The 20,570-nt window shown below is 39.5% G+C and carries 11 protein-coding genes; 5 read left to right on the top strand and 6 right to left on the bottom strand.

Annotation, left to right across the window (positions count from 1 at the left end; translation table 11 throughout):
* Positions 1 to 13 precede the first annotated feature (13 nt).
* Positions 14 to 4,252, bottom strand: coding sequence for a type I polyketide synthase (locus tag G9C87_RS06180; protein WP_172279199.1), 4,239 nt, complete (start codon positions 4,250 to 4,252; stop codon positions 14 to 16).
* Between the two features lie 19 nt (positions 4,253 to 4,271).
* Positions 4,272 to 11,324 (bottom strand): type I polyketide synthase, encoded by a 7,053-nt coding sequence (locus G9C87_RS06175; protein WP_172279197.1) that lies wholly within the window; start codon positions 11,322 to 11,324, stop codon positions 4,272 to 4,274.
* Positions 11,325 to 12,480: 1,156 nt separating this feature from the next.
* Here G9C87_RS06175 and G9C87_RS06170 point away from each other — a divergent pair.
* From G9C87_RS06170 to G9C87_RS06160, 3 genes are all read left to right on the top strand, one after another.
* Positions 12,481 to 13,818: a retropepsin-like aspartic protease gene (locus G9C87_RS06170; RefSeq protein WP_172279195.1), complete on the top strand. Its 1,338-nt coding sequence runs from the start codon at positions 12,481 to 12,483 to the stop codon at positions 13,816 to 13,818.
* Positions 13,819 to 13,942: 124 nt separating this feature from the next.
* On the top strand, positions 13,943 to 14,443 hold the full coding sequence (locus tag G9C87_RS06165) for an RNA polymerase sigma factor (protein ID WP_228456965.1): 501 nt from the start codon (positions 13,943 to 13,945) through the stop codon (positions 14,441 to 14,443).
* A gap of 1 nt (position 14,444) precedes the next feature.
* On the top strand, positions 14,445 to 15,050 hold the full coding sequence (locus G9C87_RS06160) for a hypothetical protein (protein ID WP_172279193.1): 606 nt from the start codon (positions 14,445 to 14,447) through the stop codon (positions 15,048 to 15,050).
* A gap of 126 nt (positions 15,051 to 15,176) precedes the next feature.
* Here the strand turns inward: G9C87_RS06160 and G9C87_RS06155 are convergent, their stop codons facing one another.
* Positions 15,177 to 15,818, bottom strand: coding sequence for a FadR/GntR family transcriptional regulator (locus tag G9C87_RS06155; RefSeq protein ID WP_172279191.1), 642 nt, complete (start codon positions 15,816 to 15,818; stop codon positions 15,177 to 15,179).
* 236 nt (positions 15,819 to 16,054) lie between these two features.
* Between G9C87_RS06155 and G9C87_RS06150 the strand changes: the two genes are divergently transcribed.
* Both G9C87_RS06150 and G9C87_RS06145 read left to right on the top strand, forming a co-directional pair.
* Positions 16,055 to 17,221, top strand: a complete 1,167-nt coding sequence (locus G9C87_RS06150) for a cupin domain-containing protein (protein WP_172279189.1) — start codon at positions 16,055 to 16,057, stop codon at positions 17,219 to 17,221.
* A gap of 294 nt (positions 17,222 to 17,515) precedes the next feature.
* Complete coding sequence (locus G9C87_RS06145) at positions 17,516 to 19,024, top strand: adenosine kinase (RefSeq protein WP_172279187.1); 1,509 nt, start codon at positions 17,516 to 17,518, stop codon at positions 19,022 to 19,024.
* A 78-nt stretch (positions 19,025 to 19,102) separates the two neighbouring features.
* Here the strand turns inward: G9C87_RS06145 and G9C87_RS06140 are convergent, their stop codons facing one another.
* From G9C87_RS06140 to G9C87_RS06130, 3 genes are all read right to left on the bottom strand, one after another.
* Positions 19,103 to 19,279 (bottom strand): hypothetical protein, encoded by a 177-nt coding sequence (locus G9C87_RS06140; protein ID WP_172279185.1) that lies wholly within the window; start codon positions 19,277 to 19,279, stop codon positions 19,103 to 19,105.
* 184 nt (positions 19,280 to 19,463) lie between these two features.
* Complete coding sequence (locus G9C87_RS06135) at positions 19,464 to 19,742, bottom strand: Ada metal-binding domain-containing protein (RefSeq protein WP_172279183.1); 279 nt, start codon at positions 19,740 to 19,742, stop codon at positions 19,464 to 19,466.
* A gap of 76 nt (positions 19,743 to 19,818) precedes the next feature.
* Entirely contained in the window at positions 19,819 to 20,532 is a 714-nt protein-coding gene (locus G9C87_RS06130; RefSeq protein ID WP_172279181.1) for a 2OG-Fe(II) oxygenase, read from the bottom strand.
* Positions 20,533 to 20,570 lie beyond the last annotated feature (38 nt).

Here is a 20,570-nt window from a genome sequence, read left to right as displayed (position 1 = left end):
TTTAATGTGTTGTTCATAGTGTCCATCCGATAATATAATTTTGATGTTTTATGGTTTTTATTTCAGTTTGGTTGATCCACAAATGATCATCCTTTATTAGTTGTACTTCATATGCTTTAGGATTGCCTTGCAGTCCTTTTCCCAGGAACTTTCCGTAGGCTTCTTTGGCAACCCAGAAGCGGGTCGTCCATTCCGCCTGATCCCTGCCCTTTAATAATTCCAGCTCAGAATCTGTGAATACCAGATCATAGAAACCGGAACTTCTTTCCTCGATCGTTTCCATATCAATTCCTACGGACTTACCATGGCGTGCAATAGCTACAGCCTCCTTTCCTTTATGGGCAAGGGATACGTGGATATCCTGTGTGAAATCGCTGATGAGGTAAGGCTTGCCCAGTTCATCTGAGCCTATTTCAAATGTAATAGGATAGCAGGCGTGATTCTTTTGTTCACGGAGTAAATTCCTTACGGCGTCTTTTACGGCAACGCGGCTCACCATCCAGTTTTTCTTCTTGTTGGGTAGTAGTTTTTGGTGGTATTGTTTTTCCGTCTGGTTGAAATATCGCTTCAGGATAAAGTCCCAGGAAGCCACTCTGGTATAAGCCTGATGGAAGAAAAATACCTGAGGTGCTATTTCTTCTGAAAGACGGTTGTGAAGAGGAGACATGGAAACATTCCATAATGCTTCATCGATTTCAAGTCTTCTGTTCTGCCAGCCTGTAATGGCACACCACACCTTTCCATCTCTTTTCAGTATAATGTTGGCGGTGGCAAATTCCTCATTTAAATCGGTAAGAATACATGTACATTCGAATAATCCGTCCTGGTCTTCCATGTTTCCGAAGAATTCAATATCCCTTATTTTTACCGGAAAAGCAATCCTGTCTTTAGTAAGGGTAAGCTGCAGCCACAAGCCAAACAGCTGTCCTGCATTATCCAACAGGGAACCTTTTCCGCCATTTCCTTTAATCGTTCCTATAATACCTTTACTTCCAACGGATAAAATTTCTGTAATTCCCTGATAAGCATCTCCATGGAACATATGTTTATCATAGATTTCCTCAGGAGTACGATGGATGGGTAGCAGATCTCCGATCGAAAGATCAAAAACCGGTACGACAGGAGGTGAAGATCTTAATATGACTTCAGCATTGGCGAAATTTTCTATATCAAGATAAGCGTGGGTTGAAGAACGCCATTCTCCATTCACTGTTTTTTCAAATGGTTTGGCTACGTTCATCCATTGGAATACGCTAATGTTCATTATTTTATGGACCTGCATTTCTGGGATCTCAGCCTGGGCTATTTCTGCCAGTAATTCAAAGATCATGGTCATGGGAATCACAGGTTCCATATCCGTTACATCAGGCCAGCCTGCAGGTTGTCTAAGTAGACTATGGTCGATGAGGTATGGATGGGTATCAAGATTCACATGCAGGGATTTTGAAAAATTCTTGCTTACAGGTGCTTTAGGTTGAGTAATTACCGGACTTTGAGTTGTCGTCTTTGGTCCGTGCTGGAATAGCGTTAAAACTTCTTCCTGCATACGGATCATATCCGCAATATTTTCCTGGAAAGCCTGCACAAGAGGATGCCCGCTTTTCGTTGCGATGGCGGAAGTTCCGTTTTGTGCTAGTACATCAAAAGATTTAGCCAGTGTTTTAGCTTCTTTAAAATTACGGATGATAGGTGATCCTAATTCCAGTTTAATACCTTTACCTGATGATTTTTTAGAAGCGTGATGTATTTCTAAAAAGTCGAGTGAAATATCTTTACCCTCCACAAATAATGCGGCAACTACACGTTGTAGCTGGGCAAGAGAAGATCGGGTAGCGACACTTGATGCTAATGTACTGAATGGTCTCCCTTTCAAGGTATCATCTATAAAGCCGATCAGTCCTCCGGTACCTATCTGGATAAAGAATCTGGCTCCTTCTTCATACAATTTCTCCGTCAGTTCCCTGAAGCGTACAGGCTGAACCAAATGTTCCGCACTTAGTTTTCTGATGGCCTCCTCGTCCGAAGGATAAGGCTCCAACGTCGTTGCAGACCATAACGGGATTTTCGTTTTCTGGAATTGTGCTTTTTCCATTCCCTGCAGGATTATATCCAGTTTATCTGCGATAAAAGGTGAATGGAATCCTGATTGGAAGGGAAGTATCTGATGAAATATCTGCTGGGCTTTTAATAAAGGGACCAGTTCTTCCAGTGCAGCATTACTGCCACAAAGGATTACCTGATTCGGGCAGTTATCATTGGAAATATAGATATTCGGAATTGTTTCAATAATGGGGGTGATGATATCAATACCTGCCCCGATCGCAATAAACTTAGAATCTTTTAGTTCAAATGTTTCAGGATTCAGAACATCGATCAGTGCTTTTACAGAATTCACTTCTGCCAGCTCAGAGGAGTAGCCGGCCAGCCATTCTCCCAAACTGTGTCCCGCATTCATATCCGGTATTATGCCTAGTTTTTTCAATGAATTATCCAGGATGCTGCAGTTGTTGAATATGTTTAGTGCATCCGTAAGTAAGCCTTCGCCCTCTGTTTGTATTGGTTCTGTTAATCCGAAATAACGGCTTACGCTTTCTACTTCGCCTTTTGCCAGTCCATCCAGTCCAGGGAATACAAAAGCAACTTTTCCTCCATCATGAAGCAACGGAGTATTGGTGTACCAGATATCCTGTTTATTACGCCAAGGTTTGTCCTTGGATACAATTTTAATAAGTTTTTCTATTCTTTCAGGAGTAGGATCAAACATGGCCACTCTGTAGTTCCCTTCTCCGGTTGTACTTTCGTTATTCTGTAAAGCTGAAAGTAACTCCTGATGTGTTTTTCTGGCCAGTAGCAATACGCGGTCTTTTTTAGGCATATCGTATCCTTCAAGAACCACGTGGGCATTGATTCCTCCAAACCCAAATGCATTAACAGCGGCTACTTTCGGTAAGCCGGTTTTAGACCAGCTTGTAGGTTCCTGTACCGGTGCGAATCTGGTTTGCTGCATATCGGCAATAGGATTCTCACAATATAATGTTGGAGGAAGGATATCATGATGCAAGGCCAGACACGTTTTTATTAAACCTGCAATACCGGCTGCCGGCATGGCATGTCCGATATTGGATTTAACGGATCCGATACCTGCCGTAAGAGCAGATTCTTCTTTTCCAAAAAACTGAGCGAGCGTCTGAAGTTCTGTTTTATCTCCAAGCGGTGTCCCAGTGCCATGGGCTTCAAGATAACCGATTTTCTTTTCATCAAGGTCTGCATTGATCCATGCCTGTTGCAGCGCCTTCAGCTGGCCTTTTGCAGAAGGGCTCATAACACTGGTGCCACTACCGTCACTGCTTACACCAACTCCTTTGATCACGGAATAGATCTTATCCTGATCCCTGATGGCATCTTCCAGACGTTTCAGGACAATAAATCCGCAGCCTTCTCCAATCAATAATCCATCGGCATCCATGCTGAAAGGTTTGATCTGCTGTTGGCGTGACATGGCGCCCAATTGGGCGAAAATACTCCAAAAAGCTGCATTTTGTCCGGTGTGTACGCCTCCGGCAATAACCATATCACAACGGCCTCTGTTAAGTTCCTGAACAGCGTGGTCTACTGCAATCAGAGAACTGGCACAAGCGGCATCTACTGTGAACGCGGCTCCTCCCAGATTGAACCGGTTGGCCACTAAAGAAGCAACAAGGTTAGGGATGAGTCCCATTGCAGTATCTGCAGCAAAGCGTCCTTTTCTTTCCTGGAAAGCATGTTTTACTTTTTCAATTTCTGCAGGAGATATTTGTGGAAGCAGCTCCTGAAGCAATGAAGATATTTGTTCCCCGGTCCTAACGATTTCGATAGCACGGGTAGCTCCCGGGCCTGTATAATTTCCTTTACCAATGATGATTCCTGTTTTTTCGAGCGAAACCTGTTTTTTGAATACACCGGCATCGTCTAATGCTTTTTGCACCAGATCAAGGGTTAACAAATGATCAGGTTCGGTGCCTTCTACAGCTAACGGTAAAATACCATAGGCGGTGGGGTCAAATTCATAATCGGGAATGAATCCGCCACGCTGACAATAAAAACGGTCAACCGAACCTGGTGTATCGCTGAAATGGATCGGATCAATACGATCCGCAGGTGCAGTTTGGGTAGAATCTACCTTATTAATGATATTTTGCCAAAAGGTGTTGGCATCCTGTGCTCCGGGGAAGACACAGGATAGGCCAATTACAGCAATATCTGTTTTTTTCATAGTTATCTGATACAGCGATTTACCAATTATTTCCTGACATGATCAGCACCTGGCTTTCCGTTCCGTACTTGATCTCATTAAGGAAGATTTCTTTTCCCTGATCCAATGGAATGAGAGAGATTCCACGACGTTCATATTCTGTTTCCAGGGTTGAGGAAACCATACCGGCACCTTTCCATGGTCCCCAGTTGATGGAGATCACTTTTCCTTTTAATTTTTTATCCAGAGCTTTGGCATAATCATCCAATACACTATTGGCTGCTGCGTAGTCCGTCTGCCCTTTATTTCCATATACGGAAGCAATGCTTGAGAAGAGAACTACAAACTGGCATTCCGGACGAAGCTGTTCTGCTAATACACGTAACGGTTTTACTTTGGTATCAAATACACGTCCGAACGAACTGGTTGTTTTCTGTTTAAATAGTTTGTCTTCCAAAAGGCCTGCACCGTGGATCACACCATCCAGCTGCCCATATTTTTCATAAATAGTATTGATAAGATCGCATAATCCGTCTTCGTCACAAAGATCCAGGGAATGATAAACTACCGTACTTCCAAGTTGTTCCATATCTCTGATAGTCCGTAGGATCTGATTGCTCTTAAATACCCTAACCGTTTCTTTTTCTATTTCTGAAGGAGAAGTAAATTGTCCTGTTTTAATCAGGTAACTTCTGATTTCTTCTTTCGTTTTCAGGGTTTCCAATTCTTTAAGATCAGACGTTCCTTCTCGCGGATCTGCAGACCGGCCAACAAGGATATAGGTGCAAGGATAGGCTTCGGACATGTGTTTAACAAGTTCAGCCGTGATGCCCTGTCCACCACCTAATACAAGCACTACAGATTCTTTGTTCAATTGGATGTGTGCTTCCTCCAGGCTGGTTGATAGAGGAGATGGTATAATATCTACCTTGTGACGTTGGTCATCTTTATAAATAACTTCGGATGGCTTGTCTGTCGTAAGTATTTCTTTTAACGCGATTTCTGCAATTTGATCAAGATCCTGAGGAGTACTCAGGTTGATCAGTCTGCATGAAGTTTGCTCATACTCCCTGGCAAGGCTCTTAAAGAAGCCTGGATATCCCTGATAATGGCGTAATACTTTAATATCGGTCAGTTCCTGAAGATGTGCAGGAATATCGGATATCAGGTATACCCATTTTACTTTATCGAAGTCCAGCTTCTTTATAAGGTCAACATATTCAATGATGCCGTTTTTTACTTCAGAAGAGAAGATGTCAAGAATGATAAGCCCGTCAAAATTTTTAAGGTCCGTTTCCATATCGATCACTTCACCGATGGCTCCGCATTTTTCAAGTATATTTTTAATGGCTAATGTTTCTATAATCGTAGCAGGAGTAATGGCGAAACGCTTTCCTTTTATTGTTTCTGTATTTTGTATTGCAGAAACATCACTTGGTGTAAGGTCAAACCTTAGACGTGATAACATGGCCTGTTCCTGAGCTTCTCCTGATATCTGTTCAGTAATTTTAGCTTCTGCTTCATGGCTGGCTTCACTGCTTTTTCCATTAAGCTCACTGATCCATGATGCCAGTCCCCGAAGGGTTTTAATCGCTGCCAGTTTCTCCATGATGTCATCTGCCTGCTCTAAATCCTGTCCGAATCCTATCTTGGTTTTCAGGTCTCCGATAATTTCCATTCTTTTGATGGAATCGATGCTTAAATCTGCTTCAAGATCCAAGTCCAGACCCAGCATTTCTTTCGGATATCCTGTTTTTTCACTTACAATATCCAGGATTGCATTTTGAAGATCTTCCAGGGAAAAAGAAGACTGATTTTTCGGTTCTGCAACTTCTACGGCCTCAGTTTTTGTATTCACTGCAGCAGGAGCTCCCATAAATTCCGTAAGCCAGGAAACCAGCCCGTTTAAAGTTTTGATCGAGGCAAGTTGCTCCATTACAGTGTCTTCATTAGAACTGTCCATAGATAAAGCACCCAGCTCACTTCGAAGAGTTCCTATGATCTCAACTCTTTTGATGGAATCGATACTAAGGTCCGCTTCAAGATCCATTTCCATACCCAGCATTTCATGCGGGTATCCGGTTTTTTCACTTACAACCTGTAGTAATAAAGTTTTAACGTCTTTTGTTGGGGCTTGTTTTGTCTGAGTAACAACTGCCGGTTTTTCTGTAACGATTTGCGAAGTTGGTATCGTAACCACGTTGTTAGCCCCGTTGGTTCCATTGGTTCCGTTTGTTACCGGTGCGTGATACACGGGAGCAGAAGTAATTTGAGGATTCTGACCCAGGAATGAAAGCATTACATCCCTTTGAGCCTGTATCATCATCTTCATACTATTTAAATATTCCTGCAGCATACGCTCGGCAGCGGGTAAATTCTCGGTTGCAGGTGCTTGATTATTAGTAAAGTTGTTCATTTGGATAGGGTTTAAAATGGGTAGTGCACCATTGGCAGGCAAATTACCTGTAGTAGGGTGTGCTGTTTGTCCGTTAACACGCCAGATGGCCGGGTTTTTCTTATAAAGATCAGGTTGGTCAATCTGAATAAATCGGGTATTGCGGCCATCGAAAAGCTTGCTGATGTCAAAGTTTCGACCCGTACCTAAATATTGGGCAAGCATGCACAGAAGATGGCTGAATTTATTACGACTGTTGTCTTCCACATACAGGGTCAACTGATCTTTACCTAAGGAAGATTGCGTTAATCCGGTAAGTACTTTTCCTGGTCCTACTTCGATGAATATTCTCGCTCCGTCTTCGTACATCGCCTGAATTTGCTCTACAAATCTCACCGGCTGTACAAGATGGTCTGTTAGCCTTTCCTTTATTTCTGAAGATTCTGTCGGATATACTGTTGCGGTAGTATTCGACCAGACAGGAATTTGCATTTCCTCAAATGGAATATCGTTGAGTACCGTTGTATACAGATCTTTGGATTTGGCAACAACAGGGCTATGGAATGCACAGGCAACCTCCAGCTTTTTAGCAGAAATTCCTTCCTGTTTAAGGATTGTCATCAGGTTATTGATTGCATTGGTACTTCCTGCAACCACGCACTGGGAAGGTGCATTATAGTTTACGGGATAGCAGCCTTCGGTTTTTTCAAGGATCGGTAATAAACGTTCTTTTGTTATGCTTACAGCTACCATGGTACCCGGATCTCCGCCTTCCACAGAGTTCAGAATAGCATGCGCCCTGCGTCTGCTAAGGTCTACAAGTTTTTCTTCTTCAAAAACACCGGCAAAACATAATGCAGGCAGTTCTCCGTAGCTGTGACCTGCCAGCATATCCGGAACAATCCCCAGAGATTGAAGGAATTTAGCCAGTGCAAGATCCACAATTCCTAAAAGAGGTTGTGCTAGGCGGGTATCTTTAATGGTTTCTTTTTGTTGCTTTAAAGTTTCCGGATCGAAAGACGTAGAAGGGAAAACTACTTTTTCAAGCTCAGGGTACTGGTCCAGAAGTTTACGCATTGCAGGGAATACGACAAACAGATCACGCGCCATATTGATACGCTGACTGCCTTGTCCAGGGAACAAAAAGGCTACCTTACCGGCTTTCTTATTAACGGTAAAAGTGTCTTTGGTTTCGATGCCGGACAGAATCAGCTCGATCTTCATCATCAGATCTTCAGCTGTGTCCGCTACAATACTCAACTGGACAGGCTTTTCAGAACCTACGCTTAAGCTGTATGCTATATCTTTCAATGAGATATCATCATTGATTTCCAGTAAAGAAGTGATTTGGCTTAGCTGGCTTTTTGCTTCTTCATAAGTATCTCCACGGAATACAAATAATTCCGATGGCCATGATTGCATGGTCACAGGCTCTTCCTGTTTCGAATGATTGGCAATCACAGTATGGAAATTGGTTCCGCCAAATCCAAAAGCACTGATTCCCGCATAACGGTTTTTATCGCCCCACAATCCGCTTTCTGCATAGAATGCAAAAGGACTGGTTTGTGCATTATAATAAGCATTAGGCTGCTGAAGGTGAAGGGTAGGTGGTTTTACACCATGATACACTGCTAATGATGCTTTGATCAGCCCTGCTAATCCTGCCGCGCATTTGGTATGTCCGATCTGGGTTTTTACAGATCCCAGGTGAGTCTGGCCCGGTATCGCTCCAGAGCGGCTGAATAGATTGGTTAATGCATTAAGTTCGGTCTTATCTCCGACTACAGTTCCAGTTCCGTGAGCTTCTATTAATCCTACAGCTGCAGGGCTAATACCTGCTTGGGCATAAGCACGTTCCAGTGCTCTTACCTGGCCAATTTTCCGTGGAGCAGTAAGCCCTAAAGCCTTACCATCACTGGATCCTCCGACACCTTTGATTACCGAATAAATGCGGTCACCATCACGTAAGGCATCTTCATATCGTTTCAGGACAAGAATAGCAACCCCTTCTCCCAGGGCAATTCCGTCGGCTTCACTATCAAAAGTTGCACATCTTCCTTTTCGGGAAAGTGCATGTGTGCTTGAAAACATAAGATAATCGTTGATCCCGTTATGCAAATCTGCTCCACCGGCCAGCACCATATCCGATTTGCCTAATACAAGCTCCTGGCATGCCAGTTCTATTGCGGCCAGAGATGATGCGCAAGCGGCATCCACCGTAAAGTTTCTTCCTCCAAGGTCCAGACGGTTGGTGATTCTTCCGGCGATTACATTGGCTAAAATACCCGGGAATGAATCTTCTGTAGTATGTGGGAATGCTTCTTTTACTTCATCATGAAGTTCCCCGAAAACCTGTTTGTAATACCCTCTGAAACTGTAGCTGTTCGCAAGGTCATTACCACCTTCAGCTCCTATGATTACAGAGATATTTTCTCTGTTGATATGTTTCTCACCATAACCAGCATCTTCCATGGCACGTTTGGCCACCAGTAATGTTAATAATTGTGTAGGTTCAATAGCGGCGAGAGATTGAGGAGGTATTCCGAAGGCAAGCGGATCAAAATCAATTTTCGGAATGAATCCACCCCATTTGGAATGGGATACATCCGGTCCATCTGAATCCGGATGATAATAAAGCTCTTTATTCCATCGTTCATCGGGTACCTCTGTTACACTGTCTTTTCCTAAAATGATATTACGCCAGTATTCTTCCAGATTTTTTGCACCCGGAAATATACATTCCATACCTATGATTGCTATGTCAAGCGGTTTTTCATGAGAAGATGGTTCTTCCGGTAAAGCGGCATCCTGTATATATTTAAAATTATCTACAGCAACATCTTCATGAAGGTCCGAAATCGAAATAACACGGTCGTGCATGGTAGCGATCTGACCAATCATGTACATCCCAAGATCCAGCTGTTGATTTTTAGGAATATTAACGAGTTGGTCCCCCTGACGATCTACTCCTTTTGCTGCAATCCTCAGACGGCCTACGTTGAGCTTTTCAAGCTGCTCCCAAACCTGTTTTTTATCTATTCCGGCTGCCAGAAGTTTTGTTTTTTCAGCACTGAAATGTTGAGCAAATGCCGTGTTCAGGCAACGCGTTTCATGTCCCGGTGCGGTTTCCAATAAAACAGTGTCTTTTGCCTGCATGGCTTGTATCTGGAATTCTTCCTGGATAGCACCCGTAAGTACGGCTTCCTGGGTATAAAGATATGCTGTACCCATCAATACTCCAACCTTTACACCTCTTGCTGCAAGAGGTGCTGCCATGATAGAAACAAATGCTGTTGAAAATGCATTATGGATCCCACCTGCAAAAAAGACGCTGATATTTTCAGGGTGTTCTTCTTTTAATATACGTTCAATTTGTTTTTCCCAAAGAACAGTGCTTGAAAGCGGTCCTACGTGTCCGCCACATTCGCGTCCTTCAAATATGAAATTTCGGGCTCCTTCTTTTAAGAAAATATCCAGCAAAGCCGGTGAAGGAACATGAAGAAAGGTCGTTATTCCCGCTTTTTCAAATATTTTTGCCTGGGCAGGTCTTCCTCCGGCAATTAAAACTACAGGAGGTTTTGCCTCCAATATATAAGAGGTTTGCTCATCTCGTAATTCCTGGGGAGCAAATCCTAAAATTCCTACACCCCAAGTTTTTTCTCCCGCAAGCTTTTTAGTATCCATAACCAAATCTTTAGCCTGGTTTCCTTTAAGTAAAGAAAGGGCAACGAAAGGCAAGGCGCCTGCATCAGCTACAGCGTTAGCGAACGAAGGAACATCACTGACACGGGTCATTGGACCCTGAGCAATAGGATAACGAAGGTTTAGCTCTTTCGCTAAAGCATTTTCCTCGTCAATTACCTGTAGGGCTTTTGCCTGTTTAAGATGGCCATACATGGCTTCTTTAAATCCAAAAACCATTTTCTTCAGGTTTTTGAAGTCTTCAAAGAGATCTGTTGCTAATGAAATATCCTGTCCCATTGGGATATAGCTGTTAGCCGGGTCAAGATCTGTGAAAAATTCTTTAAGGTCTTCTGCGGTGGTATTTTCCGGTAAAGAAGGTGAGTTGGGTCTTACCAAAACACGATGGTTAGCAATGATTTTTGTTTCGGTTCCGTTAAGCTTTGAGCAGAGATCTTTTAGATCCTGTGGAACAGAACTTTCCGGAAACAGCGAAAGCTGGCTGTCCAGTACAACACCGGTTGCTCCCAGTGCTTTTGCGGCGGCAGCGGTATGAAGTCCTACGCCTCCCTGGATCCATACCGGGATAGAGGTTACTTCTTTTATGATTCGCTGAAATAAAACAAATGTTGACTCATATCCTACAAGTCCACCGGCTTCATTTCCTTTAATAATAATACCTGCAGCTTCCATACGTTCAGCTTCTTTGGCTTCTTCCAGACTGCTTACCTGATAAACAATCGGTAAATTCGGGAAGAGATTGGCGGAAGTGCCAAATGGAAGGATCACAAATTCTACTTTTTCAGAGATTTGAAGGGATTCGAATTTATCATCGGAGGAATAAATACCGTAAGAAGGTATATCGGTCTGGTCTAATTGATGAAGTGCTGCCTGGGCGATTGCTGACTCATGTCCCAAGCTTAAAACAGCAAATGCACCTGCCTGGTGTAGTTTTAATATAAGATGGGCATCCGGCTTCTCGAAAGGAGTAAGCCCAATAATAGTTATGTTTTTCATGGCGTTTTTATATTGAGTGATCAGGATTCCTATAACCAATCGGTAAAACGTTTAATGTTATATCCGGTTGTTTTGTTATGGAGGAATAAAAATAGTAAAATTATATTATATATTCAATAATAAATAGTATTTAATGATTATTCTTTAATTTTAAAAGAATTGGTTTTCCAAAATGCTATTGAGCGGTGCTTATAAGGCATGCATTCTACATTGCTCTTTTCATGGGGCTTTAAGTCGATGGTGATTAGATTTTTCATTACATTTATAATTTTGAGATAAACGGCGGGAAATGTCATAGCAGGATGCTGAACGTCCGATATATAGAACGATCGTCTGTTATGATGGAATAAAAATAATTAATTCTGTGATATGTTTAATAATAAAGGCGATTTGGTAATGATTTTTTAACAATGCCTCTTTTTAGCCTTCAAATATCATTAAACACCTGAAACTTATATTTTTATTCTTATGAAAAAACTGGTACAATCTATGTGATAATAATTATAAATATTTATAATTATTTAGCAATATTAAGCAAATATATGAATAAAAATGTGATATTTCAATAGGTGGAGATTTGTTTTTTTAATATTACAAAAAGATAACATACAAATAGGGGTATATTTGGAAAAAATGAGCAGGCTGAATTGGTAGAAAATTCAGTTGATTTTGTATAAAGATGGTCACGTCCATATCATAAAATCCATACTCCAAATAATGCTAATTATCTGTTTCTTAAATTTTTATTCCGGTCATTAAACGGGTACAATCTGTGTCACTTCAATTGTAAAATGTTTACAATTATCCGGTAACGTCACGCAAATGTACAAATAAAAATTAAATATTTCAACGGGTAGGGATTTGTTTTTTGTATTACAAAAATATAATATTAAAAACGTCGTCTTTTTTACAAAACGAATAAGAATCAATTCGAGGAATTGCTTCAATAATTTGGTACCAAGCTGGTCAGTTTAAGTGCTGATAATTGAACAGGGTTGCAGCAACAATATGACAAGATTATTGATAATAGGGATGATCAGGGAAAATGGATTGAAGGTAAGTGTTTAAAATTTTAAGTAATTTATATGTGCAGCGTTGCTGTATTTAATAAATTAGCGGACTAACTATTTAAATTATTAGTGAAAAGTTTGTTATTATGAAAAATTATAAAATTAAGTTTAAAAGATTTAGAAAAAACTTAGAAAGAGGAAAGTTGTTTCATAAGAATAAGATTATTGGTCAAATTATGGTAATGACCTTCCTGTTGGTTTGTAGCTTTAGTTTTAGCCAGACCCATAATTCTGAATTTAATAGTTTGTATGCGCAAATACAGAAAAAAAACTTCTTTAGTGCACGTGAAATTTTTACAACAGCCAGGAAAAAATTGCCGGTAGAATACCAATACTTTACGGAAGCGATTCTTAACAATGCATTCAATAAGCCCCGGGAGTCTAACCTGAAGATTTTGAAACTGGAAGAGTTGAAAACAATAACGTTACCAGATTCACTACTGTTGAAAATATCTCATCTTAAAGAGGATAACAGTATGAAGCAATATGATTATGCGGGAGCAAAAACTGCGGTACAGAATACCCTGAAAAAATATGATCAGATATTGACAGAAGAAGAGAGGAGTGATCTGAAGAATAACCTGAAAATCTGGACGGCACTTGAAAAGGAGCCTCGTCAGAAAGTTACGATGAAAGGGAGTACAAACATGAAAATGGAAAAAGATGTGGCTAATTTAAAAAATCTCAAAGTGCAGATTGGTGACGATTTTATGAATTTTATTTTCGATACGGGAGCTAATATATCTACTATTTCAGAATCTGCGGCTAAGCGTTTGAAAATGAGGATTATTCCCGCAGGCATAGATGTGGATGCAATTACCGGTCTATCCGTAAAGGCTGACCTTGCGGTTTGTGAAAAGTTTAAGCTAGGGAATATCATCATAGAAAATGCTGTTTTTTTGGTGTTTGCAGATACTGCGCTTAGCTTTCCGCAAATTAAATACCAGATCAATGGCATTCTTGGATTTCCTGTTATTGAAGCACTTCGTGAAGTACAGCTGACACAGGATGACTATTTTATTGTACCGGAGGCTGAAACCAAAATAAGTAGTCCTTCCAATATGGCGATCGACGGTCTTTCACCTCTTATTTTTATAGATGGAAAACACTATAGTTTTGATACGGGAGCAGATCAGACGATGTTATATGCTCCCTTTTACCAGGAGAATAAAAAAGAAATCGATGAGCATTATAAAGTAAGTAAGATCGGCATGGGAGGAGCTGGTGGAAAAGCCGAATACGATGGATTTAAAATAAATCATACTTTCCATATCCTTGGAAAAGAAATCGAAGTAAGGGATATCCGTTTATTAAAAGATAAGATCAATAAAGAAACCGTGTATGGAAATATAGGGCAGGATGTTATCCGAAAATTTAATAAAATGACGATGAATTTCGATCAGATGTTCATTAAGTTTGATTAATATAAATTAGAAAAAGATTTAGAAAATAATCCCTCAGGAAAACATCAGGAGGGATTATTTTTTTAGATCAATTATTTCGTAACATTTTGTTACAACGGGTAACAAATAGCTAAAATCTAAAGATTTGAAAAAGACAGATTTAGAATTAGAGTTTGAGCTCAGGCTAAAAGAATATAAACTTTTAATCTATAAGGTTTGCAGGATGTATAGCAATGATCCCAATACTATTCAGGAGATGTATCAGGATATTATTATTCAGTTGTGGAAATCTTATCCGAAATTCAGAGGTGAGTCAAAATTCAGTACCTGGCTCTACAGGATTGCTATTAATACGGTTCTGATGAGTCTTTCCAAACCGAAACGTTCTATTCAGATCAGTGATATTGAACTGCAGTACGTTCAGGTCTCCTATGAAGAAGATACGGGATTGAAAGAAGAACAGCATCAACAGTTGTATGTAGCGATACAACAACTGAATGATGTGGAAAAATCGGTTGTAATGTTGTACCTGGAAGATAAATCTTACGATGAAATGGAAGAGATTCTGGGGATCAGCAATGCAACGTTGAGAGTAAAGATGAACAGGATTAAAGACAAATTAAGAACCTTAACAAACAACAAATAAGATGGAATTAGATGTATTGAAAAACAACTGGAAAACAATTTCAGTAAATGTAGATCAGAACGAATTTGATATTATTTCTGCTACTAGAAAAGGTATAGCCTCCCCACTTGATGCCCTCAAAAAAAGAACAAAAAAGCAGCTGATGATTTTACCTGCTCTTTTCGTTTTTTTAATAATTGCAGGCATAAATGCAAATAAAACAGGAAACAGTTTTTTTATATGGGTGGCGGCCGCCATTCTGCCTGTAATGATCATTTATCATTTTTTTAATTTAAAACTGATCAATGGTTTGGAAACGTTTAATGGCCCGGTAAAGAAAGATATTGAAATGAAGATCAGGAAACTTATCAAAAGCAATGGTCGTTATCTTATAGCAACAAGGTTCCTTTTTTTATTGCTGATCATTTCTTCGGAAGTTTTACTCAGATATAATAGGGTAGATTGGATTCAGGGACTTGACCTGCTGGCTAAAATTGATTTTCCTCTCAGATTATGTATATATGCGGCGATATTCGGATTCCATTATCTGATCAGTGAATACACATTTAATAAATATTTTGGACAATACCTTAAAAAACTGAAGGATGTATTAGCAGAAATGCAATAAAGGTAGCCCTTCTGAAATACAGAAGGGCTATTGTTTTCCTTAAAAGTGAAACTGTCCAATAATTATTAGCTGTAGCTATTGTTGTAAACAAGATCCACAAATAACGGCTGGTGTATATCAAAAATCTTAATAGTTATTGTCCAGAATTCTTTGAAGAACTAATTGGGCTTGGTTGGTTTTTTTGTTCTTAATCGCTTTAAATAATTGTTCATGCAAATGATGATTCATTGCAAAACGGCTGATTCCTTGCTTTTCTCTTGCAAGAAAAAAATTACGCATGATTAAGGTGAAACTGTAATATAAATCAGATAATACTGGGTTTGAGGAAGCCTTGGCAATCGCTGTATGAAAAGCAATATCTGTATCGGCGCAAAGCTGAGCGTCTTCAGCATGAATAGCCAGTCTGCGATTTTCTAAATATTGTTCGATCTCCTGAAGTTGTTCCTCCGTACGATTTTGTGCGGCCAATTTTACAATTTCCTTCTCCAGAAGTCTCCTTACTGCATTGACGTCATCAAAATCTGCACGTCTTAAGCGCTGCTCAATGCTGACCTCCTGGAAGCTATTATTAACAAAAGTCCCTGATCCCTGCTGTACTTTCAGAATCCCTGAAATGGCCATGGTTTTAATCGCTTCTCTGATCGTTGAACGACCTACGCCATATAACTTCATCAGTTCAGGCTCGGAAGGTATCTTTTCACCCGCTTTGTATTTCCCTTGAGAAATATCTTTCTTTATCAGACTGATTACCTTTTCGTAAAGTTTCATGATTCGCTAACTCCTTTACAGCAAACATACGACATTTCTGGTAAACATCATATAATTCCTTAGGATTCTGAGGTAGTTGGACTCGTTGAAAATATTATTTTACCATCAAACGCCTTTCAATACAGTTATATAAGTATAAAAATTAAACATATGATGTTTTTTAAAAACATATGATGTTTTGCTTTGAGATGTCATATTTAAATTTTACATTTGTTTTAATATTAATATAAAAAGATATGGCAACAACAAGACGTGGATTTCTTTCCGCAGTATCTTTATCAAGCTTTGGTTTGGTAACAGCATCAACAGGCCTAGATTTATTAATTCCAAAAAAGGCCGAAACTTCAGTAAAAAATGGGTCAAACGATCCCAAGGTAGAAGAATTGGAAGATTTTGTATACGACATTGAAAATGGAAGTAAGGGCTGGGTAGGTCCCGGTGGTACAGCCAAAGAAGCGACTGTAGAAGAATTTCCGGTATCGCAAAGTATTGCAGGAGTAATTATGCGGTTAAACCCGGGTAGCTTCCGTGAATTACACTGGCATTCAATCGCAGCAGAATGGGCTTATGTGTTAGAAGGAAGTGTACGTACAACTGTTGTTGCTCCGGATGGAACTACGGCAACAGATGATTTCGAGAAAGGTGATATCTGGTATTTCCCGAAGGGCCACGGACATTGCCTGCAGTGTATTGGTGATCAATCATGCCTGTTTTTATTAGTCTTTGACAATGGTCACTTTTCTGAATTTGGAACTTTCAGTTCCACAGACTGGATCAACCATCTCTCTCCTGAGATACTGGCACGCAATTCCGGATTACCGGCAAATGCATTTGCATCCTCTCCTCATAAAGAGCTTTATATTGGTACGGGGAAAATAGCCACAGCCAAAAAACCACAAAACATAGATCCCAATATACCTCCAAGTTATGCGGCCCATAAATTTCGCATGGAGACCGATGGTGTTTATGAAAAATATCCTGGTGGTTCTACTATAAAAGTATCTGCTCAGGAATTCCCTATTCAAAAGACTTTAACAGCCTTACGGATGGATATCGAACCAGGAGCAATCCGTGAACTGCACTGGCATCCTAATGCCGACGAGTGGCAATACGTTATGAGCGGACAGGGAAATCTGAGTATTTTTGGTTCACATGGACGGGTAAAAACAATGCCTTATAAAAAAGGTATGGTTTCTTTTATCAAGCAAGGTTTCGGTCACTATATAGAAAACACCGGCACTGAAACCCTTAAATTGATTATTGTTTTCAACTCTGACGAATATCAGGATATATCCTTGAATGACTGGCTGGCCTCTAATCCAGCGCAACTTGTTGAAGATCATTTTGGAATTACCCCAGCCCAGACGGCTAAAATAGCAAATCACAAAAAAGGAATTTTTTAGTTTTGGAAAATATGGAAAAATAAGGCTTCTGAAGTATAATCTCAGAAGCCTTATTAATAAGATGCTGTTTGGGGTTCATTCAGGTTGAAATAATTTTGATGATCCTAAAAGAACAAAATATAAATCAGGAGTATCAAAAATAAAGTCGTTGAGACTCAGTTCTTACCGACTGCATTCCTTTATTTTATCTGAGATTCTGCCAGGTTGAAGTTGTTTTACTCAAAAAATTAATTATATTTTTGATAATAATTAATTCTTAGGCATGCCGAATTGTGCCATATAACCCTAGATATTATGATGAAAAAATATATTACTTATCTGTTATTTTTTGGATTTCCTTTATTTGGATGCCAAAGCAAAGTGGCTGAAAATTCTACATATCAACAAAACTGGATGCAGCTTGAACAGCAGAATAAAGCAATTGCTTTCGATGCTGATGTAAAGTTATCCGATGCTGAAATTGCTTTGGATCAAAAGTTATTTCAGATAAGAAAAGATTTCCTGGCCGGAGCAGAAAAGCAAAAAATATCTTTGTATAATAGCTCATTTAATGAATTAAAACCTCTGATTGAAAGCAGTAGATTATTTGAGATCTTTCAATCAATGCCTAAAGGAGGCCTGCTGCACACGCATAGTGGCGGGATCACGGATGCAAAATGGGTAATTGCTGCAGCAAGAAAATATAAAGAATGCTATATCTACGATCAGGCGGATACCAAAGATTTTATTTTCGGGCAGCTGGCGTTTTTTCAAGATGGGAAAGTCCCAAAAGGATTTGTCAGCCTTGATCAAAAATTGAGTTCCGAACCCGGCTTTGAAAAACAGTTGACAGAACTTCTTCTGCTGAAGCGGGAATCACTCTGTATGTACTCGGATTACTGGATTGAATTTGAAAAACGCTTTACAAGGATAAGCCTCCTGTTGCCTTACCGTCCTTTTTTCAAAGAGTATTATAAGAAAGGATTTGAAGATTTAGCGGCAAATAAAGTACAGCATGTAGAAATAAGATATGTTTTTGATGAATTGTACGATTTTCAGCATGGAAAATACCCTCTGAAAACTTCAGTCACAGATTTGCAGGAAGTAGTGAAAGAGATACAGAAAAAGTACCCGGAATTCAGTCTGAAATTAATTTATTCAAGTTTTAAATTTTTAGACCCACAGGCTGTAGGAAAACAACTTGAAACAGCTTTTGAACTTAAAAAAGAATTTCCGGATGTTATTTCAGGTTTTGACCTTGTGGCTGATGAGGCTGCCGGGAATAGTATTTACTCTTTTCGGGAAGATTGGGCGAAGCTGAATGAACTCAGTAAAAAGTATGGCGTAAAGATGCCTCTTTTCCTTCATGCAGGGGAAAGCGTTTCTGTCTTTAATAAAAATATGATCGACATTGCATCACTGGATAACCCAAGAATCGGACATGGTTTGAATTTGATCTATTTTCCCAAAACTATGGAACTGATCAAAAAACAAAATAAGCTTGTTGAGGTTAGCCCGATCAGTAACCAGGTTTTAGGATATGTAAGTGATCTGAGAAATCATCCTGCAAGAGTTTTGTTAAGTAACGGAATACAGTGTTCCATTAACAGTGATGATCCTAGTGTTTACGGATACGAAGGTCTTGGATATGATTTCTGGGTTGCGTATATATATTGGGAACTTGATGTAAAAGCCCTGAAGAAGCTTGTTTTTAATTCGATTAATTATTCGTCTCTGAATGAAAGTGAAAAGAAACGGTCATTGACGTATCTGAATAAACAATGGGATGATTTTGTTAAGGAGATGAATGGCAGGCTTAAGTAATCAGATATACTATAAATATAAGAAAAGCATCATTAAATAATGATGCTTTTTATGTGAGTGGATCACAATGTTTCATTACTAGTCCGGATCCGGATAGAGTGGTGGACAGCTGTTAAGACGGTCACATTTCATATCAAGCGTCTCGCATTGTCTTGGTGTACACATCGGATAAGATAGATCCGGATCATTTCCTCCTGTAATTTTTTTCAGTTCTCTTTTGGTGAGCTTTTGGGATAAGTTTTTTAAGTTTTTCATAAAATTGGTATTTAGTTTTTATTTTTTTATAAAAAATACATATCCAATATACATAAATAAACTTTATTAAAATATGATGTGAGGAGCGAATGAGGATTACGTAAATTCCTTTTCAAAGTATTTAATAATGGATACAGCAATATAGGATTAATATTCACTTTTATTATGTATGATTCGATGATTCTTATGTGGTTCTCACTTTACTAGTCTTCTTTTTCCATTCCTCATATTTTTCCTTCATACAGTTTCCGCAAGGCCTATAGTTATATGTAAGCGCTTCTTCTTCGTTTTTAAAGAAAACACGGTTTTCGGTCTTCATTCTTTTACCTGAAGAACATGAAAGTAAACCATAAATCTTTGCTTTTTTATAACCACCAAGTGTTATAACGCCATTACGGATCATAGAGCTGAGCGCTTTTTTTCTTTCCTCGGAAGTCTGGCCGAGATCGGTATGCTTTATCATCTTACTGCTTGATATTGGTTTCCATATTTATTTTTATCTCAAAAAGTCTTTTAAATCGTTTTGATGGAGGTAAGACTTAACTCAATCCGTCATGGAGAATAATACCCAGGCTGTGCCTTTGTCCACTGTGAACCGGACTTACACCATGTTTCATATTAACCCGGTAATACCCTTTAGACCCTTTCACCGGACGGAAATTGGTTGTGAGTATCAGCATATCGCCCCGGTTGGGTTTTAATACATTAGCTTTGGATTGCGCACGGGGAATCTGCTCTGTTATAACAAATTCTCCACCTGTATAATCTTCCTCTGTCTGATCCAGCATAAAAACGATCTGCATCGGAAAATAAATTTCACCATACAGATCCTGATGCAAGGTGTTAAATCCACCTTCACTATATTTTAATATTAATACTGTTGGCTTTTCCTGGTTATGTTCCATACAGAGCTTTTTCATCTCTTTATGTGTGGAAGGGAATGTTTTTTCAATAGCAAGTTCCTGCATCCACTGATTGGCCACCGGTGCTATTTCAGCATATACCTGTTCCCTGATCGTGGTAATGAGTTCAGGTAAAGGATATTGGAAATATTTATACTCTCCCCGGCCAAAACGATATCGTTCCATATTGATGGTTTTGCGGTACGTGTTGTCTGCATTGTATAAAGCAATTAAATTGTCACATTCCATTTTTGTTAATATATCCCGGACAATCACAAAACCCTTATCGTGCAATTCCCTTTTTACTGAATGCCAATCCTTCGCAGCAAGCCTCTTTTCCATATCTTTCATATCATGATCTTTATGAAGTAAAATTAGCTTTACACAGA

The organism is Chryseobacterium sp. LAM-KRS1 (assembly GCF_013184525.1).
Classification (GTDB): Bacteria; Bacteroidota; Bacteroidia; order Flavobacteriales; family Weeksellaceae; genus Chryseobacterium; species Chryseobacterium proteolyticum.
Note: the sequence above shows the minus strand (reverse complement) of the source record. Positions and strands in the feature narration are given on the sequence as shown.

Excerpts from the sequence above, each read along its gene's own strand:
- G9C87_RS06180 (WP_172279199.1), bottom strand. The coding sequence starts at position 4,252 with ATGAAAAAAACAGATATTGCTGTAATTGGCCTATCCTGTGTCTTCCCC.
- G9C87_RS06140 (WP_172279185.1), bottom strand. The coding sequence starts at position 19,279 with ATGAAAAACTTAAAAAACTTATCCCAAAAGCTCACCAAAAGAGAACTG.
- G9C87_RS06170 (WP_172279195.1), top strand. The coding sequence starts at position 12,481 with ATGAAAAATTATAAAATTAAGTTTAAAAGATTTAGAAAAAACTTAGAA.
- G9C87_RS06160 (WP_172279193.1), top strand. The coding sequence starts at position 14,445 with ATGGAATTAGATGTATTGAAAAACAACTGGAAAACAATTTCAGTAAAT.
- G9C87_RS06130 (WP_172279181.1), bottom strand. The coding sequence starts at position 20,532 with ATGAAAGATATGGAAAAGAGGCTTGCTGCGAAGGATTGGCATTCAGTA.
- G9C87_RS06150 (WP_172279189.1), top strand. The coding sequence starts at position 16,055 with ATGGCAACAACAAGACGTGGATTTCTTTCCGCAGTATCTTTATCAAGC.
- G9C87_RS06155 (WP_172279191.1), bottom strand. The coding sequence starts at position 15,818 with ATGAAACTTTACGAAAAGGTAATCAGTCTGATAAAGAAAGATATTTCT.
- G9C87_RS06135 (WP_172279183.1), bottom strand. The coding sequence starts at position 19,742 with ATGATAAAGCATACCGATCTCGGCCAGACTTCCGAGGAAAGAAAAAAA.
- G9C87_RS06145 (WP_172279187.1), top strand. The coding sequence starts at position 17,516 with ATGATGAAAAAATATATTACTTATCTGTTATTTTTTGGATTTCCTTTA.
- G9C87_RS06175 (WP_172279197.1), bottom strand. The coding sequence starts at position 11,324 with ATGAAAAACATAACTATTATTGGGCTTACTCCTTTCGAGAAGCCGGAT.